The following is a 15,656-nucleotide window of genomic DNA, read 5'->3' on the forward strand; positions in this document are numbered from 1 at the left end:
GGCTAGGTGAGGACCTGCTTTTGGAAGTGGTCCGGCAGCGTCAGCAGGTCCGGCAGTTCCGCGTACGGCTGGTAGGCCTCGCTGCCGCGCAGGCCGTAGCGGTTGATCCACACCCGCCGGATGCCGTACTTCTTGGTGGGCATGATGTCGTAGTCCCAGCCCTGCGCGACGTGCGTGATCAGCGCGGGGTCCCGGTCGAGCACGGAGAACAGGTGCTCGAAGGCACCCGCGCGCGGTTTGTACCACCCGGCGTCCTCGGCGGTGACGACGTAGTCGAAATCGACGCCGATCGTCTCGATGTGGTGTGGGATGAAGTCGCGGTCCGAGTTGGAGATGATGGCCAGCTGGACCCCGAGGGCCCTCCGCTGCCGCAGCGCCTCAGGTACTTCCGGGAAGACGGGAAACTGCCGGGCGTCCTCGACGAGCTGGTCGCCGTATTCGGGCCGGTACTCGGCGCCGTGCAGCAGCATGCACACCTCCAGGGTCTCCCGGATCAGGCCCTGGTAGCGCCGGTAGGGGCCCTGTGCGACGGCGTGGAAGCGCATCACCCGCAGATTGTCCAGGAACTCCGCGTGGTCGATCCCGACCTCGTCGAGACGCTCCCGGACGATCGGCAACGTCGCCCGGTTCAGATCGAAATCGATCAGCGTGCGATAGCAATCGAACGTGGCGACATGGCCGGCGGTCATGAGGTGCCAGTGCTCTCATCGATCCACCGCAGGTAAGAGTCGCTGCCCTCGATGACCGGCAGTACCAGGAACTCGGGCTCGTCGTAGGGATGTTCCTGTTCCAGGAACGCCCGAAGTCCGCGTACCTGCGAGGCGGTGGTCTTAAGGCTCAGCAGGAACTCTGCTTCCCGCTGCACGCCATCCTTCCAGCGGTAGACGCTGGTGACGGGAGTGATCTGCACGCAGGCCGCCAGGCGCCGCTCCACGGCATCGGTGGCCAGTCGCTCGGCGAGCTCGGAACTGTCCACGGTGGTCTGCGCGACGACGTGGCGGGAGGAAGGCATGCCTCCAGTCTGCCGTCCCTTGAGCGCATGGTCGAGGCCCGCCGGTGCAGCTCCGGCGGCGGAGCCTCCTGTGGCAGCGGCCACGAGCACGTCACGGCCCCGCCTAGAGGATCTTCCCGATGGGCTGGCGTTTCTCCGCCTGGAACTGGTCCTCGGCGCGGCCGTGCGCCCAGTACGCGGACAGCGAAAGGCGTTCCCGGGGGATCTCACGCGGCGCCAGGACGTCGCGGATCGCCTTCATGGCGCCCCGCTCGCCATGGGCGAAGACCTGCACGTCCCCGCCGGGCCACGGCAGCGCGGCCAATGCCTCCGGCAGCAGCGTGGTGGTACCGGCTTCCGCCCCGGCGCGGTGCAGCCAGCGCACCTCGATGCCGTCCGGCACCTCCAGGGGCACTTCGTCCTCGGGGCCGTTCACCTCGATGAGGGCGTGCCCGCGGCCTCCGGGGGCCAACGCCTCCAGGGCCGAGGCGATGGCGGGCAGCGCCGATTCGTCGCCGGCGAAAAGATGCCACTCCGCCGCTGGATCCGGTGCGTAGCCGCCACCGGGCTCGCTGACCACCAGTTGATCGCCCGGCCGCACGCCCGCGGCCCAGGGGCCCGCGCGGCCATGATCGCCATGGGAGACGAACTCGATGGCCAGCTCGCCGCGCTCGGCGTCGTAACCGCGCAGCGTGTAGGTGCGCCGGGCCGGAGCGGCCTCGGGCGGCAGCGTCGCCCGGAGTTCCTGGATATCGATCGGCGGCGCCGGCAGCGGAGCGGTGCCGGGGACGAAGATCTTGAAGTACGCGTCCGTGTGGGGCCGGTCGCCGAAAACGTCCGCCGGAGCGCCGGAGAGCCACAGACGGACCAGGCTACGGCTGAGCCATTCCTGACGGGTGACGGTGAGCTGATGCTGGGGCCGGATGTGCCGGGCCATGGAACCTCGCTGTTCTCCGGGGATGGGTGGTTAGTAATGCCTACCCTATGTGAGATCCGCGCCGTGTCGCGGTGACGACCGTCTCATTCGTCCAGCGGCAGCATCCGGCGCCCGCCGCCCCTGCGCCGGCCGCCCGGCAGTGAGGCGATGACCATGCCCACCAGGGCGAGGAGCACCCCTGCCACGGTCCACCAGGTCACCGTCGCGCCGACATGCGGGATCACGGCGTCCATCGCCAGGGAGGCGAACAGCTGGCCGAAAACGTTGCCGAGCCCCATCAGGAGCACGCCCAGTTGCGCGACGATCGCAGCGGCGACCGCGATGAATCCCACGCCGAGCGCGCCGCCGGTGAGCATCCACCAGTCGGCCAGCCCCGGCAAGTCCCCGCTAGGCCTGTGCCCGGCCAGCAGCATGATCCCCACCAGCCCGGCGAGGGCCGCCGTGCCGACGAAGAAGTTGTTGAACGTCGTCGTCATGGCGTCCCCGCAGAAGGCGCGCACCCGGCCGTTGGCGGCTTGCTGGAACGCCATCGCGAACCCGGCTGCGAAGGGCAGCGCCGCGAGCCAGAGACCTCCTTCGCCGTCGCCGAGGCGGTGGCCGCTGGACACCACGACGGCGGCGATGATCAGGACGCTACCGGCAAGGCGGCCGGCGGCGGGACGCCTGGCCCGGCCGGGACCGAAACCGATCCAGTCCACGACGTTCGCGGCGGTCACATTGCCGGCGATGATGGCGATCGTGGAGAGCGCCACCCCGAGATGAGGCACCACGAACGCCTGCACTGCGACGAGGAACGCGCCGACCACGCCGCCCAGCGAGAGCACCAGCGAGAACTCCCGCCGCCATAGACCGCGGTACAGCCGCCCCATTGCCTGGCGCGAGCGGGCCGAGCACAGGACGATGACCGTGACGATGGCCAGGCCCGAACCGAACGACCACAGCGCGGCGATGGCAGGACTGCCCAGCACGGTTCCCAGCGCGCCGTTGGCGGCCGACTGGAGTGCCGTCGCCGCGCCCGCGACGGCGGACAGGACGAGCGGGAAGAGGAGGACCCTGCTGTTCATGCGGTGCGCTGCATCCGGATGATCTTCCGGCGCAGCCACACGGTGCGCTTGCCATCGACGCTCACCTGAGTGCGCGCCAGTTCCCAGCGCCCGTATTCCGCGGCGTCCGTGAGCTGCTCACGAGCGTCGTCGCGGTCGACGGTGCGCGAGAACGCCACCTTGCGGTACTGGTACTCGGACGGTCTCCGCTTCACGTGCTCACATCCTCCACATCGCATTCTGTCCCTGCCGTCTGGCGGCACTGTCTCCCGGGGGTCCGGTGCGCTAGATTTGATCCTATGAGCACCGATCCTCGAATCGCCCTCGACCAGCTGGTGGACGCGCTGCGTGAGCACCTCGCCGCCGCTGCGAACCGCCGGGGCGACGACGACCTGCGAGTCGAGCGCGCCTACATCGCCGTGGCCGATGCCTTCGAAGTCTACGAGGACGCCCTCTACACCGCCTACGAGGAGGTCACACCCTTCGAGCTCTTCGACGATGTCGAGGACGCCCGCGAGGACGGAGACGACTACTTCGACGACCTCGAGGACGATGAGGACGCGGAGGACGAGACGGACCTCGACGGGGACGACCTCGATGAAGAGGACGAAGAGGAAGACGAAGACCTCGACGACGTCGAGGACGACGAGGACTGACGGCTCCGGCCTCCGCCAGCCGGCCTGTTGAGCCCCGCCCGGGCCTCCGCCCGCGCGGGGCTCACTCGGTCAGATCGAGCGAGACTCGCCCGAGACCTCGTCGAGGGCCTGCAGGATCTCCTCCGGGAGCTCCGGCAGCTCGGCTGTCATGACCTCCTCCAGCTGCGCCACGTTCCGCGGTGCCACCAGCCGGCTGCTGATCCCCGGCTTCGCCGCTGACCACGCCAGCGCGATCTGCACCGGCGTGAGATTCAGCCCGTGCGCTGCGCGCAGTACGCCCTGGACCACGCGCTTCTCCCGCTCGCCCAGGCGCTGGGAGACGTACCTGCTCAGCGCGGCATCGGCGCCACGGGAGCCCTGCGGCACACCGGAGGCGTACTTCCCGGTGAGCACGCCCCGGCCCAGCGCCGCACCGGCGATCACGCCGATGCCGTAGTGGTCACACACCTGGAGGAGATCGGGCTCCGCGGCACGATGCACCAGGGAGTGCTCCGCCAGCACGGCCGTCACCGGCAGCTGGCCGGCCACTGCCGCGATCTGCCAGGCCGCGTAGTGGGACAGGCCCAGATAGCGCACGCGCCCCGACCGCCAGGCGGTCTCCATCGCCGACAGGGTCTCGTCCAGCGGTACCGAGGCATCCCAGACGTCGATCACCCAGAGGTCGACAGCGCTGCGCCCGAGGGTGGCCAGCACCGCGTCCAGCTGTCCGAGCAGCGTGCCGCGGGAGGCGTCGGCGACGGGACCGTCCGCTGCCATCCTGACACCTGAACGTGCGCATAGTATCGGCTGGGAATCGGCGCCGGTGTCCGGCAGCAACGAACCCAGGATCTCAGCGGCCGGCGAGACGGCCGACGGCAGTTCCACCAGGCTTCCGCCCAGGTCGAGATAGCGTTCCAGCAGTTCGCCAGCGGTGCGGGCATCCACCCGCCCGCCCCACTCCAGAGTGCCGAGACCGATGTCCGACACGCGCAGCCCAGATCTGCCCACCGGCGTTGTGTCCATAGTGCTCCCAGCCTAGCGGTTTTTCAGCCCTGATCGGCGTGTATGCTCGGGTGGCGGGTCCGGCCGCGGCCCCGTGCGAGCCCGCGGCGCAAGCGGCAGAGGTCAAACGGGAGGGGCGCCGATGGAATGGCTCACGGCCATCGTTCTGGGGATCGTGCAAGGGCTCACGGAGTTCCTTCCAGTCTCCTCATCGGCGCATGTGCGGATCGTCGGCGAGCTCATGCTGCCGGGCAACGATCCCGGCGCGTTCTTCACCGCGATCGTGCAGCTGGGCACCGAGACGGCCGTGCTCGTCTACTTCTGGAAGGACATCCGCAGGATCGTCACTGCCTGGTTCGGCTGGGTGGCGCGCAAGCGCCCGGCCAGTGACCCGGACGTGAGAATGGGCTGGTTCATCATCGTCGGCACCATTCCCATCGTGGTCCTGGGCCTGCTGTTCGAGGACAGCATCGACAGCGTCTTCCGCTCGCTGTGGATCGTGGCGACGATGCTGATCGTCTTCGGGCTGGCCCTGGGCCTGGCCGACAAGTTCAGCCGCAAGGAGCGCTCCTTGCAGCAGCTCACCTGGAAGCACGGCATCATCTACGGTTTCGGCCAGGCACTCGCCCTCGTCCCCGGCGTGTCCCGCTCCGGCGGCACCATCACCACGGGCCTCGTGCTGGGCTACACTCGCCAGTCGGCGGCCTACTACTCGTTCCTGCTGGCACTGCCGGCGGTCTTCGGTTCAGGGTTCTTCGGTCTGTACCGCAGCATCGGCGAGCCGATGGTGCTCGGCTGGGGCCCGACCATCGCCGCCACGGCGGTGTCCTTCGTGGTCGGCTACGTCGTGATCGTGGCGTTCCTGAAGTACATCTCCAGCCACAGCTACTGGATCTTCGTCTGGTACCGCGTCGGACTGGGCATCCTGCTCTTCATCCTGCTGGGCACCGGAGTGCTGCAGCCGCTCTGACCGCTGCGGCCCAAGGCCGCCTCAGGCGCCGCCGATGCGTGCCGGCCCGCCGGTGGGGTCCTGGGCCGCCGGGGTGCCGAACTCCGGGCGGGCGCCTATCAGGGTGACCAGCGGCTCCGGTCCGAGGTGCACCGTGCTGATCGATGCCGGAGGCACCGCGATCCGGCGGTAACGGCCTAGCGGCATACCGAGCGCCCAGGCGAGGACAGCCTGGATGATGTCACCGTGGCTGACGGCGACCCAGACGGCTTTCTCGCCCGATGACCGGCGAACCTGGTCGTCCAGGTCCTCCACCGCGGTCCGGGCGCGCGTAGCCATCTGCTCCACGGTCTCCCCGCCGGGAAAGGCGAACGCGGCCGGATCGGCGCGCAGCTGCTGCCACGCCGGCTCCGCGGTCAGGCTCTTCAGCGACGCCCCGGCCCACCGGCCGTAATCCACCTCCTGCAGGCCCGGTGCGGTGCGCAGCCGGTCATCGGGCCAGTCGAGTGTGCCTGCCAGGAGCCGTGCCGTCTCCTGGCAGCGCTGCAGCGGCGACACCGCGATCAGCGCCGGGTCCAGGCCCCTGACGAACTCCGCCAGCGCCCGGGTCTCCTGCTCGCCCCGCGAGGTCAGGCCGACGCCCGGGGTGCGGCCGGCGAGCGTCCCGGCGGCGTTCGACGTGCTCTGTCCGTGCCGGACCAGATGGAGGATGGGCATGCCACTACCGTAAACCCGCGCGTGAACTACGCTAGGAAACATGCCGGCCACAGTCTTCGACCACTCAGAGCCCGACCGCTTCATCGTCGGCACCGTCGGGCTGCCGGGTGAACGGACCTTCTACCTGCAGGCGAAGTCCGGCAGGCGCATCACCTCCGTGATCGTGGAGAAGGAACAGGCATCAGTCCTCGCTGAGCGGATGGACGCCCTGCTGGACCTCGTCCTGGCGAAACAGCCCGGCGGGGCGGGCGTGCCCGCCGAGCCGCTGCCGGAGCTGGTGGACAACGCCGAACTGAGCACCCCGATCGAACCCGAGTTCCGCGTGGGCACCATGAGCCTGGCCTGGGACACGGGCACGGATCGTCTTGTGCTGGAGTGCTTCGAGCTCAGCCAGGCCGACGCCGAGGCCGGCGAGAGCCTGAGCCCCGACGACGAGTCCGGCGTCGACCGGGACGTGCTGCGGGTGTCGCTGGACGGCGCCCGGGCACGCGAGTTCGTGCGCCGCGCCGAGCAGGTGGTCAGCGCCGGCCGGGGCGACTGCCCGCTGTGCTCACTGCCGCTCGACGCTGGCGGGCACCTGTGCCCCCGTGCCAACGGCATTCCCCGATGACGCCTCGATGAGCGGTAAGCCCCCGAAAGACACGACGGTCGCACAGCTCGAACGGGCCCCCGTCCAGGTACTCGGCCGGATCATGGAATCGAGCAACGCTGCGCTGCTGTGCACCGTGGAGGAGGCCGGCGGCGCGATGGGGCAGGCGGTGTTCAAGCCGCTGGCCAGTGAACGGCGACTGCACGACTTCCCGCCGGCGACGCTCGCTCTCCGCGAGGTGGCGGCGTGGCGGCTGAGCCGCCTGGCCGGGTTCGACGTCGTCCCGCCGACGGTGCTGCGAGAACTGCCCGGGTACGGCCTCGGCTCGCTGCAGGCATGGGTCGAGAACGCGCCGGGGGAGGGCGCCGGCATCGGCGTGCTGCCTGCCCGCGAGTTCGGCCCAGGGGCCAGTCCGGCGGCCGGTGCCAGAAGCGGCACGGGAATCGGCACGGCGGGCTGGATCCCGGTGGTCGCCGCGCAGGACGAGGACGGGGAGGACGTCGTCATCGCCCACCGCGACACGCCGGGGCTGCGCCGGATCGCCCTGTTTGACCTGCTCGCGAACAACGCCGACCGGAAAGGATCCCACCTGGTGTACGGCCACTGGGATCCCGTCTCCGGGGCACGGCCGGGGCTGTACGGCATCGATCAGGGCCTCTGCTTCCATCCGGAGGAGAAACTCCGCACCGTCCTGTGGGGCTTCTCGGGCCGGGCGTTCAGCGCCTGGGAGCGCGAACTCCTCGGCAACGCCGGTTCGGAGCACACACGGCAGGCGCTCGCACCACTGCTGGGCGCCGAGGAGATCGAGGCACTCGTCGAGCGTGCCGCCCGGCTGCTGGACGCCGGCGCCTTCCCGCGGCCGCCAGCGGACCGGATGGCATTGCCGTGGCCCCCGTTGTGGGGAATCGGGCGCGGAGTGTCCTAAGCTGGGTCAAGTGAAATCGTGGACCGCACCTGAGATCCCCCGGCTCGCCGGACGGGCCAAGCGACCCGAACTCTTCGACACGGTCGGGCGCGCCGCCGTCCCCACACCGAAGAAGGGCGACGAGGCCAGGCTGTACGTCTGCGGCATCACCCCGTACGACGCCACGCATCTGGGGCATGCCGCCACCTACGTCGCCTTCGATCTGCTGTGCCGCCTGTGGCGCGATGCCGGACTCGCGGTGACATACGTGCAGAACACCACCGATGTGGACGATCCGCTGCTGGAGCGTGCCGCAGCGACCGGTGAGGACTGGCAGGAGCTGGCCGAGCGTCAGACCGAGCTGTTCCGCCAGGACATGGAGGCCTTAAGGGTCATCCCGCCGGACCACTACATCGGCGCGGTGGAGAGCATCCCGCAGATCGTCCCGGCCGTGGAACGGCTGCTCAAGTCCGGCGCCGCCTACGCGGTCCGCAACGGCGACGTCTATTACGACCTGCGCACCCGCACCAAGCCGCCGTTCGGCACCGTCTCGGGGCTCGACCGCGAGGAGATGCTCAAGCTGTTCGCCGAGCGCGGCGGCGACCCCGGCACACCCGGGAAGCGTGATCCGCTCGACCCGCTGCTCTGGCGCGCCGCCCGCGAGGGCGAGCCGAGCTGGAACGGCGGCGAGCTCGGGCCTGGGCGGCCGGGCTGGCACATCGAGTGCGCCATCATCGCCGCCGAGCACGCCGCGCTGCCGCTGACCGTCCAGGGCGGCGGCTCCGATCTGATCTTCCCCCATCACGAGATGAGCGCCCAGCACGCGCAGGCGCTGACCGGGGAGCGGTTCGCCAAGGCCTATCTCCACACCGGGATGGTCGCCTATCAGGGCGAGAAGATGAGCAAGTCCCGGGGCAATCTGGTGTTCGTCTCCCGGCTGCGCGCGCAGGGCGTCGACCCGCGCGTGATCCGGCTGGTGCTGCTGAGCCACCACTACCGCTGCGACTGGGAGTTCGACGAGGCCATGCTCGATGCGGCCGCGGAGCGGCTCGAGCGCTGGACCCGGGCACTCGCCGAGGGAGCGTCAGCCCGGGATCTGACCGGGAAGATCCGCCGGGCGCTGGCCGACGACCTGGACGCGGCCCGGGCGATGCGCGCCGTCGACGCCTGGGCCGAGCGCGCACCCGAGGGGGACCCGGACGGCGACGAGCAGCCAGCAGAGGTGGCCGCAGCCATCGACGCGCTGCTGGGCATCCGTCTGAGCTGAGAGGCGTCGCGCTCAGGACGAGGGGCTGCCCTTGTCGCCCGGCGGCCGCCGGCGCAGGAAGCGTTCGAACTCCTGCGCGATGGCCTCGCCGCTCGCCTCGGGCAGATCGGTGGCGTCGCGCATCTGCTCCAGGCGCGCCACGTAGTCGGCGATCTCCGCGTCGTGCTGGGCCAGCTCGTCGACGCCGGTCTCCCAGGCCTGAGCGTCCTCGTGCAGGTCCCCGTAGGGGATCGTGATGCCGGTGAGTTCCTCCATCCGGCCCAGCAGTGCCAGCTGCGCCTTCGGGGAAGGCGACTGAGCCACATAATTGGGCACCGCCACCCAGGCGGACACCACCGGGATTCCCGCCAGGCCCAGCTGGTTCTCCAGCACCCCCAGCACACCGGTCGGACCTTCGTAGCTGCTGCGCTCCAGATCGAGTTCGTGCCGCAGGGCGGCGTCCTCGGAGGTCACCGAGACCGGCAGCGGGCGCGAATGCGGCACATCCGCCAGCAGCGCGCCCAGCAGGATGATCGCATCGGCGCCGGAGAGGTACTCCTCCAGCAGCGCGGAGAACGCCCGCCATTTGAAGGACGGCTCCATGCCGGAGACCATCACGACGTCGCAGTCGGCCTCCGGCAGGGTCCCGGAGTAGATCCGGGTCCGCGGCCAGTCGATCCGCGACTCGCCGCCGACCCGGCGGACCTGCGGCCGGGTGAACTGGAAGTCGTAGTACTGCTCGTCGTCGATCTCGGCGATCTGCCGCACGCCCCAGGTTTCCCGGAGCAGTTCGAGGGCGTCGGTGGCGGCTTCGCCGGCGTCGTTCCAGCCCTCGAAGGCGATCACTCCCAGGGTCGGCCGGTCGTCATCGGCGCGGGTGCCGGCCGCCCGCTGGGCGTCCACGGCGGCGCGGATGATCGGAATCCCTGCACAGTCCATCGGTCCATTATGCAACCTGATCCGGCCACCTCGATCACGCCGTGATGAAATGGGGAGCATGACCGCACCGCTCAGCGTACCGCCCGTCTCCTTCGCCGCCGCGCTCTGGGACATGGACGGCACCCTCGTCGACACCGAGCCCTACTGGATCGCCGAGGAGCAGGCCCTGATGAACGCCCACGGCCTGAGCTGGTCGCACGCGGACAGCATGCAGCTGGTGGGGAACGAGCTGATGGTCTCGGCCGAGGTGCTGCGCAGCCACGGCCTGCCGCTGCCGGCGGAGGAGATCGTGGAGACGCTGATCGCCGGCGTGATCGAGCGCATCCACGCGCACGTGCCGTTCCGGCCCGGCGCGCGCGAGCTGCTGCGGCAGTTCGCCCAGGCGGGAATCCCGTGCGCGCTGGTGACGATGTCCTACCGGCGCCTGGCCGAGGCGGTGCTCCACGCGCTCCCCGGGGAATGGTTCGCCGCGGTGGTTCCCGGCGACGAGGTCACCCACGGCAAACCGCACCCGGAGCCTTATCTGCGCGGTGCGGAACTGCTGGGCGTCGCCCCGGCGGACTGCCTGTCGTTCGAGGACTCCATCCCCGGCCTGACCTCGGCGGTGGACGCAGGCACCCGGGCCTTCGGCATCCGCCACCTCGTCGACCTCGACGAAGCAGCCGGCCGCGCGGTGCTGCTGCCCTCCCTGGAGGGCGTCACCCTTGCCGAGCTCGACCGCCTGGCGGCCGGGGCCGCACAGCACTGACGCGGCGCCGGCGCCCAAGACGGCGCCGGTTCGGCCTCAGGGCAGTTCGACCTCCGGCGCGGGCGGGGGAGTGCCGCCCCAGGCCGGGCACAGCGGGCGGAAATGGCACCAGTCGCACAGCCGGGACTTCACCGGGCGCCACCGCCCGGTTTCGGCGGCGCGGCGGATCTCGGCCCACACGTCGGTGATCTGGGCCAGCGCCAGGTCCGTCTCCTCCTGCGTCGGCCGCGAGCGCACCACGGTCCCGCTGCCGAGGTACATCAGCTGCAGGGTGTGCGGCAGGACCCCGCGGGTGAGCAGCATGAGCACGGCGTAGAAGCGCATCTGGAACTGGGCCTCACGGCTGTACTGCGGTCTGGGCTGCCGGCCGGTCTTGTAGTCGACCACGCGCATCTGGCCCCCGGGAGCGATGTCGATGCGGTCGACGAAGCCGCGCAGCACGAGCCCGTCCTGGAGCGTGTGCTGCACGAACTCCTCCCGGCCGCTGGGTTCGAGCCGCTGAGGCAGCTCCAGGTCGAAATAGTTCGTGAAGAGCCGTTCGGCCTCGGCGAGCCAGACACGCAGCTCCTCCTCGCCGCTGAACAGCTCGGCGTGGGCCGGCTCGGCCGCCAGCAGCGTCTCCCACGCCGGGGCGATGAGCGATCCGGCGCGCTCCGGCTGACGGTCCGCCGCGGGCAGATCGAACAGCGCATCCAGCGCCGCGTGCACCAGGGTGCCCTTGAGCGCGGCCTTCGAGGGCGGCTCCGGCAGTTTGTCGACCGCGCGGAACCGGTACTTCAAGGGGCACTGGAGGAAGTCGTTGGCCCGGGACGGGGACAGCGCGTTGAGAACGACCATGCTCCCCAATCTTAGGCCCCGTAGAATGACGAGCATGCCGGACACGACCGTCGCCCATCGCGGCCTGCCACGGGGCCTGCGGCTGGGCCGTCTCCTCGGCGCCCCCATCGTGCTCGACTGGTCCTGGTTCTTCGCCGCCGGCATCATCACGGCCGTCTTCACGCCCTGGGTGCTGACGATGCGCCCGGATCTGGGCGGAACCGCCGTCGCCGTGGCCTTCTGCTACGCCGTTCTGCTCTTCGCCTCGGTGTTCCTGCACGAGGTGGCGCACGGCGTCGCGGCCCGCGCCTACGGCAGCACCGTCGTGTCCATCGTGCTGAACGTCTGGGGCGGCTACACGGACACCCTCCCGGGCCGGCCCAAGGAATCCCCGCAGGCCGCGACCCAGGGGATCGTGATCGCCGTTGTCGGTCCCGTGGTGAACTTCGTCCTGGCCGGCGTCGGGTGGATCGCCCTCCAGGCCACGCAGGCCGGGAGCATCGCCTGGCTGCTGCTGGTCGCGGTGACCTTCGCGAACGTCGCCCTGGGCACCGTGAACATCCTGCCGGGCATCCCGCTCGACGGCGGGCGCGCGCTGCAGCATCTCATCTGGCGGCTCACCGGCAGCCTCTCCAAGGGCACCGTCATCGCCTGCTGGCTCGGCTACGGCTTCATCGTCGTGCTGCTGGCGGTCGTGGTGCTGCCGCCGCTGCTCAAGGGTCAGCTGCCGGACATCATCGTGCTGGTGTGGACCGTGAGCATCGCGGCGGTGCTGTGGTTCTACATCCACAAAGAGCTGCGCGTCGCGCGCCTGCAGCGCCGCATCGAGACCTACGACCTGAGCCGGCTGGTGCAGCCGGCCATCGCCGCGGACCGGCTGACCAGCATCGCCGAGGCGATTCGCTCGGCCGAACGCGAGGACGGTTCCGCCCTCATCATCGTGGTGGACTCCCAGGGCATCCCGATGGGCATCGTCGATCGCTCCGCGGCCCGCCGCATCCCGGTGGAGCAGTGGAACGACGTCACCCTGGACCAGGTCTCCCGCGTACTGGGCCCCTGGATCGGCGTGCCGGAGGACATCACCGCCGTGCACCTGGTCGAGGAACTCCAGCTGCGGGACTCGACCGCCTTCGTGCTGCTGCTGCGCGGCAACACCCTCGTCGGCCTGCTCGATGTGCAGGAACTCTCAGACGACATCTTGCACCCGGGGTGAGGGCGCAGCTCACGCCGATGCCGGTGAGCCGATAGACTGGCGGGCAAATGACGACCACCACTCCTATCGGGGCTGAAGACCGCCGGGGCCCGTTCCGCGCCGGCGACAAGGTCCAGCTCACCGATGCCAAAGGCCACCTGCACACCATCGTCCTGGAGTCCGGCAAGGTCTTCCACACCCACCGGGGCGCGCTGCACCACGACGAGCTGATCGGCCTGCCCGAGGGCGTGGTGGTCCGCAACACCGCCGGACACCAGTACCAGGCGCTGCGGCCGCTGCTGAGCGACTTCGTGCTGTCCATGCCGCGCGGTGCCGCCGTGATCTACCCGAAGGACGCCGCGCTCATCGTCACGATGGGGGACATCTACCCGGGTGCGCGCGTCGTCGAGGCCGGTGTCGGCTCGGGTGCGCTCACCCTGTCCCTGCTACGCGCGGTCGGCGAGCACGGCAGCGTGCACTCCTTCGAGCTGCGCGAGGAGTTCGCGCAGATCGCTGCCGGGAACATCCGCGACTTCTTCGGCCGGGAGCACCCGGCCTGGCGCTGCACCCTCGGGAACCTGGCCGAAGAGCTGCCGCGCGCGGTGGAGGCCGGGAGCGTCGACCGGATCGTGCTGGACATGCTGGCCCCCTGGGAGTGCCTGGAAGCCGTGCAGCACGCCCTGGCACCGGGCGGCGTGCTGGTGGTCTACGTCGCCACGGCGACCCAGCTGTCCCGCACCGTCGACGCGCTCCAGGCCACCGGCCGCTTCACCGAGCCGCGCTCTTTGGAGACCATGCTGCGGGACTGGCACCTCGAAGGGCTCGCGGTGCGGCCCGAGCACCGGATGATCGGGCACACGGGGTTCCTGCTCTTCGCACGGCTGCTGGCCGGGGACACCGAGCCGCTGCGGCGGCGTACCCGCCCGCAGGGCAGCGAGCCGACGGAAGAGGACCGCCAGGCGTGGACCGGCGGGGAGTTCACCGAGGACGCCCTGGGCGTCCGCGAGGCCACGCCCAAGAAGCTGCGCCGGGTGCAGCGCGAGGCCGGCCGGCGAGCCGATATCGTCGCCGCGCGTTCGGCCGAGGACGCCGGCGCGGACGAGAGCGAACAGGAGGCAGGCGCATGACCAGCTCCGAGACCCGTGCCGCCGAGGCGCGCCAGGAGATCGCCCAGCTGCGCCGGCAGATCTCCGAAGCCGCCAAACGCAATGAGACCCTCTCATCTACCCTGCGCGCAGCGCGGGAGGAGCTCACCCGGCTGCGCGCCGAGGCCGAACGGCTCGCCGAGCCGCCCAACACCTGGGCCACCCTGCTGAAGATCATCCCCGCCGCGGAGGACGACCCCGAGGCCGTGCCCTACGCGGACATCCTCCACGGCGGCCGCAAGATGCGCGTGGCCGTCTCCGCCTCGCTGCCGCTGGGCGAGCTCGTCCCGGGCCGGGAGGTGCGGCTCAGCGAGGGGCTGGTCGTCATCGGCGCCGGGGACTTCCCGGGCGAGGGGACCGTCATGGTGGTCAAGGACGTGCTCCCGCCGGACCGGGTGCTGGTGGCCGGCCCCACCGACGAGGAGCGGGTGCTGCTGCTCTCGGACCGGCTGCGGCGGCAGCGGCTCCGGCCGGGCGATCCCGTGCTCGCCGACGCCCGTAGCCAGTTCGCCCTCGAAGTCGTGCCCAAGCCCGACGCCAAGAACCTCCTGCTGGAGGTCGTGCCGGACATCTCCTACGCGGACATCGGCGGCCTCCAGCCGCAGATCTCCATGATCCAGGACGCCGTGGAGATGCCCTTCCGGCACCCCGAGCTGTTCCGCGAGCACGGCCTGAAACCGCCCAAGGGCATCCTGCTCTACGGGCCGCCCGGCTGCGGCAAGACGCTCATCGCCAAGGCCGTGGCGAACTCCCTCGCCGACCGTTCCGCCGGGCACGGCGCAGCCGGCACGGGCGGTTCAGACGGCACCCCGGTCACCAGCTACTTCCTCAACATCAAGGGGCCGGAACTGCTGGACAAGTACGTCGGCGAGACTGAACGGCAGCTGCGCAGCATCTTCGCCCGCGCCCGCGAGAAGGCCACCGAGGGCAACCCGGTCGTGGTCTTCTTCGACGAGATGGACTCGCTGTTCCGGACCCGCGGCACCGGGGTCTCCTCCGATGTCGAGACCACCATCGTGCCGCAGCTGCTCAGCGAGATCGACGGCGTGGAGCGGCTGGACAACGTGATCGTCATCGGCGCGTCCAACCGCGAGGACATGATCGACCCGGCCATCCTGCGCCCGGGGCGCCTCGACGTGAAGATCCGCATCGAACGGCCGGACCGGGACGCCGCCCGGGACATCTTCAGCAAGTACCTCACCGCGGCGCTTCCGCTGCACGAGGCCGAGCTGCGCCGGCACGGGAGCCCGGAGGAGACCGCTGCGGCGCTCATCGACGTGGCCGTGGACTGCATCTACGCCCGCGAGGAGCGCAACGCCTATCTGGCGGTCACCTACGCCGACGGCGACCAGGAGACGCTCTACTTCGGCGACTTCGCCTCCGGCGCCATGATCCAGAACGTCGTGGACCGGGCCAAGAAGCACGCCATCAAGGACCTGCTCGCCACGGGCGAACGCGGCCTGCGCGAGGAACATGTGCGCCGCGCCTGCGCGGAGGAGTTCGCCGAGCACGAGGACCTGCCCAACACCTCGAATCCCGATGAGTGGGCCCGGATCTCCGGCCGGAAGGGCGAGCGGATCACGCATCTGCGTGTCATCCGGCACGGCGAGCACGCTGCCGGCCCGGCGGACGCCCCGGCCGGCACCGCGACGGGGACACCTGGGGGAGTGCCGGTCGAGGACGTGCGTCCCGCCGGCGGATTGCTCTGACGGCCCTGACAGCCCGGCTTGTTGCCAAGACCGTACGGCTGTGACGGTCACAGTTCCGCTACGATCAGGTGCTCTCGCAGACAAGGAACGTGGT

The 15,656-nt window shown here is 70.5% G+C and carries 18 protein-coding genes; 9 read left to right on the forward strand and 9 right to left on the reverse strand.

Translation table 11 applies throughout. The features are described from left to right. Positions 1-2: 2 nt before the first annotated feature. The 5 genes from IEW13_RS04685 to IEW13_RS04705 form a co-directional block, all read right to left on the reverse strand. Positions 3-689, reverse strand: coding sequence for an HAD family hydrolase (locus IEW13_RS04685; protein ID WP_188549771.1), 687 nt, complete (start codon positions 687-689; stop codon positions 3-5). After that, positions 686-1,012: a divalent-cation tolerance protein CutA gene (gene cutA / locus IEW13_RS04690; protein ID WP_188549772.1), complete on the reverse strand. Its 327-nt coding sequence runs from the start codon at positions 1,010-1,012 to the stop codon at positions 686-688. The genes IEW13_RS04685 and cutA overlap by 4 nt, the downstream gene beginning before the upstream one ends. A 103-nt stretch (positions 1,013-1,115) precedes the next feature. Next, positions 1,116-1,928 (reverse strand): siderophore-interacting protein, encoded by an 813-nt coding sequence (locus IEW13_RS04695; protein ID WP_188549773.1) that lies wholly within the window; start codon positions 1,926-1,928, stop codon positions 1,116-1,118. An 83-nt stretch (positions 1,929-2,011) separates the two neighbouring features. After that, positions 2,012-2,992: a DMT family transporter gene (locus tag IEW13_RS04700; RefSeq protein WP_188549774.1), complete on the reverse strand. Its 981-nt coding sequence runs from the start codon at positions 2,990-2,992 to the stop codon at positions 2,012-2,014. Beyond that, positions 2,989-3,186 (reverse strand): DUF5703 family protein, encoded by a 198-nt coding sequence (locus IEW13_RS04705; protein ID WP_229744935.1) that lies wholly within the window; start codon positions 3,184-3,186, stop codon positions 2,989-2,991. The genes IEW13_RS04700 and IEW13_RS04705 overlap by 4 nt, the downstream gene beginning before the upstream one ends. 84 nt (positions 3,187-3,270) lie before the next feature. Between IEW13_RS04705 and IEW13_RS04710 the strand changes: the two genes are divergently transcribed. Next, a complete protein-coding gene (locus IEW13_RS04710; RefSeq protein ID WP_188549776.1) occupies positions 3,271-3,627 on the forward strand; it encodes a hypothetical protein in 357 nt (118 codons plus the stop codon). Between the two features lie 69 nt (positions 3,628-3,696). On the opposite strand, the gene IEW13_RS04715 is transcribed toward IEW13_RS04710, so the two are convergent. Further along, a complete protein-coding gene (locus IEW13_RS04715; RefSeq protein ID WP_188549777.1) occupies positions 3,697-4,629 on the reverse strand; it encodes an aldo/keto reductase in 933 nt (310 codons plus the stop codon). A gap of 121 nt (positions 4,630-4,750) precedes the next feature. Here IEW13_RS04715 and IEW13_RS04720 point away from each other — a divergent pair, with 121 nt between their 5' ends. Beyond that, on the forward strand, positions 4,751-5,578 hold the full coding sequence (locus tag IEW13_RS04720) for an undecaprenyl-diphosphate phosphatase (RefSeq protein ID WP_188549778.1): 828 nt from the start codon (positions 4,751-4,753) through the stop codon (positions 5,576-5,578). Positions 5,579-5,599: 21 nt separating this feature from the next. Here IEW13_RS04720 and IEW13_RS04725 read toward each other — a convergent pair whose 3' ends face one another. Then, positions 5,600-6,274 carry a histidine phosphatase family protein gene (locus tag IEW13_RS04725; protein WP_188549779.1) on the reverse strand — a complete coding sequence of 225 codons (675 nt, stop codon included), beginning with the start codon at positions 6,272-6,274 and terminating at the stop codon, positions 5,600-5,602. Between the two features lie 40 nt (positions 6,275-6,314). On the opposite strand from IEW13_RS04725, the gene IEW13_RS04730 reads away from it, so the two are divergent. The 3 genes from IEW13_RS04730 to mshC are packed head-to-tail and all read left to right on the forward strand — an operon-like array spanning position 6,315 to position 9,034. Beyond that, entirely contained in the window at positions 6,315-6,884 is a 570-nt protein-coding gene (locus IEW13_RS04730) for a DUF3090 domain-containing protein (RefSeq protein WP_188549780.1), read from the forward strand. 7 nt (positions 6,885-6,891) lie between these two features. Then, positions 6,892-7,788, forward strand: a complete 897-nt coding sequence (locus IEW13_RS04735; protein ID WP_188549781.1) for an SCO1664 family protein — start codon at positions 6,892-6,894, stop codon at positions 7,786-7,788. Positions 7,789-7,798: 10 nt separating this feature from the next. Further along, a complete protein-coding gene (mshC, locus tag IEW13_RS04740; RefSeq protein WP_188549782.1) occupies positions 7,799-9,034 on the forward strand; it encodes a cysteine--1-D-myo-inosityl 2-amino-2-deoxy-alpha-D-glucopyranoside ligase in 1,236 nt (411 codons plus the stop codon). Between the two features lie 12 nt (positions 9,035-9,046). On the opposite strand, the gene IEW13_RS04745 is transcribed toward mshC, so the two are convergent. After that, a complete protein-coding gene (locus IEW13_RS04745; RefSeq protein WP_188549783.1) occupies positions 9,047-9,952 on the reverse strand; it encodes a proteasome assembly chaperone family protein in 906 nt (301 codons plus the stop codon). Between the two features lie 58 nt (positions 9,953-10,010). Between IEW13_RS04745 and IEW13_RS04750 the strand changes: the two genes are divergently transcribed. Beyond that, on the forward strand, positions 10,011-10,700 hold the full coding sequence (locus tag IEW13_RS04750) for an HAD family hydrolase (RefSeq protein ID WP_229744936.1): 690 nt from the start codon (positions 10,011-10,013) through the stop codon (positions 10,698-10,700). A gap of 36 nt (positions 10,701-10,736) precedes the next feature. On the opposite strand, the gene IEW13_RS04755 is transcribed toward IEW13_RS04750, so the two are convergent. Continuing rightward, positions 10,737-11,537: a RecB family exonuclease gene (locus IEW13_RS04755; RefSeq protein ID WP_188549785.1), complete on the reverse strand. Its 801-nt coding sequence runs from the start codon at positions 11,535-11,537 to the stop codon at positions 10,737-10,739. A gap of 34 nt (positions 11,538-11,571) precedes the next feature. Between IEW13_RS04755 and IEW13_RS04760 the strand changes: the two genes are divergently transcribed. Genes IEW13_RS04760 through arc form a run of 3 tightly spaced genes read left to right on the forward strand, consistent with a single transcriptional unit; the run spans position 11,572 to position 15,562 of the window. Then, positions 11,572-12,729, forward strand: a complete 1,158-nt coding sequence (locus IEW13_RS04760) for a site-2 protease family protein (protein ID WP_188549786.1) — start codon at positions 11,572-11,574, stop codon at positions 12,727-12,729. Positions 12,730-12,776: 47 nt separating this feature from the next. Then, entirely contained in the window at positions 12,777-13,835 is a 1,059-nt protein-coding gene (locus IEW13_RS04765) for a tRNA (adenine-N1)-methyltransferase (RefSeq protein ID WP_188549787.1), read from the forward strand. Beyond that, the gene (gene arc / locus IEW13_RS04770) at positions 13,832-15,562 is read left to right on the forward strand and encodes a proteasome ATPase (RefSeq protein ID WP_188549788.1); all 1,731 of its coding nucleotides are present in this window, start codon (positions 13,832-13,834) and stop codon (positions 15,560-15,562) included. Before IEW13_RS04765 ends, arc begins: the two co-directional genes overlap by 4 nt. Positions 15,563-15,656: the final 94 nt, after the last annotated feature.

The sequence above is a fragment of the Sediminivirga luteola genome (genome assembly GCF_014639315.1).
Lineage (GTDB): Bacteria > Actinomycetota > Actinomycetes > Actinomycetales > Brevibacteriaceae > Sediminivirga > Sediminivirga luteola.

Excerpts from the sequence above, each read along its gene's own strand:
- IEW13_RS04715 (WP_188549777.1), bottom strand. The coding sequence starts at position 4,629 with ATGGACACAACGCCGGTGGGCAGATCTGGGCTGCGCGTGTCGGACATC.
- IEW13_RS04725 (WP_188549779.1), bottom strand. The coding sequence starts at position 6,274 with ATGCCCATCCTCCATCTGGTCCGGCACGGACAGAGCACGTCGAACGCC.
- IEW13_RS04710 (WP_188549776.1), top strand. The coding sequence starts at position 3,271 with ATGAGCACCGATCCTCGAATCGCCCTCGACCAGCTGGTGGACGCGCTG.
- IEW13_RS04720 (WP_188549778.1), top strand. The coding sequence starts at position 4,751 with ATGGAATGGCTCACGGCCATCGTTCTGGGGATCGTGCAAGGGCTCACG.
- IEW13_RS04730 (WP_188549780.1), top strand. The coding sequence starts at position 6,315 with ATGCCGGCCACAGTCTTCGACCACTCAGAGCCCGACCGCTTCATCGTC.
- IEW13_RS04755 (WP_188549785.1), bottom strand. The coding sequence starts at position 11,537 with ATGGTCGTTCTCAACGCGCTGTCCCCGTCCCGGGCCAACGACTTCCTC.
- IEW13_RS04685 (WP_188549771.1), bottom strand. The coding sequence starts at position 689 with ATGACCGCCGGCCATGTCGCCACGTTCGATTGCTATCGCACGCTGATC.
- IEW13_RS04700 (WP_188549774.1), bottom strand. The coding sequence starts at position 2,992 with ATGAACAGCAGGGTCCTCCTCTTCCCGCTCGTCCTGTCCGCCGTCGCG.
- arc (WP_188549788.1), top strand. The coding sequence starts at position 13,832 with ATGACCAGCTCCGAGACCCGTGCCGCCGAGGCGCGCCAGGAGATCGCC.
- IEW13_RS04760 (WP_188549786.1), top strand. The coding sequence starts at position 11,572 with ATGCCGGACACGACCGTCGCCCATCGCGGCCTGCCACGGGGCCTGCGG.
- IEW13_RS04750 (WP_229744936.1), top strand. The coding sequence starts at position 10,011 with ATGACCGCACCGCTCAGCGTACCGCCCGTCTCCTTCGCCGCCGCGCTC.
- IEW13_RS04765 (WP_188549787.1), top strand. The coding sequence starts at position 12,777 with ATGACGACCACCACTCCTATCGGGGCTGAAGACCGCCGGGGCCCGTTC.
- IEW13_RS04745 (WP_188549783.1), bottom strand. The coding sequence starts at position 9,952 with ATGGACTGTGCAGGGATTCCGATCATCCGCGCCGCCGTGGACGCCCAG.
- cutA (WP_188549772.1), bottom strand. The coding sequence starts at position 1,012 with ATGCCTTCCTCCCGCCACGTCGTCGCGCAGACCACCGTGGACAGTTCC.
- IEW13_RS04695 (WP_188549773.1), bottom strand. The coding sequence starts at position 1,928 with ATGGCCCGGCACATCCGGCCCCAGCATCAGCTCACCGTCACCCGTCAG.
- IEW13_RS04735 (WP_188549781.1), top strand. The coding sequence starts at position 6,892 with ATGAGCGGTAAGCCCCCGAAAGACACGACGGTCGCACAGCTCGAACGG.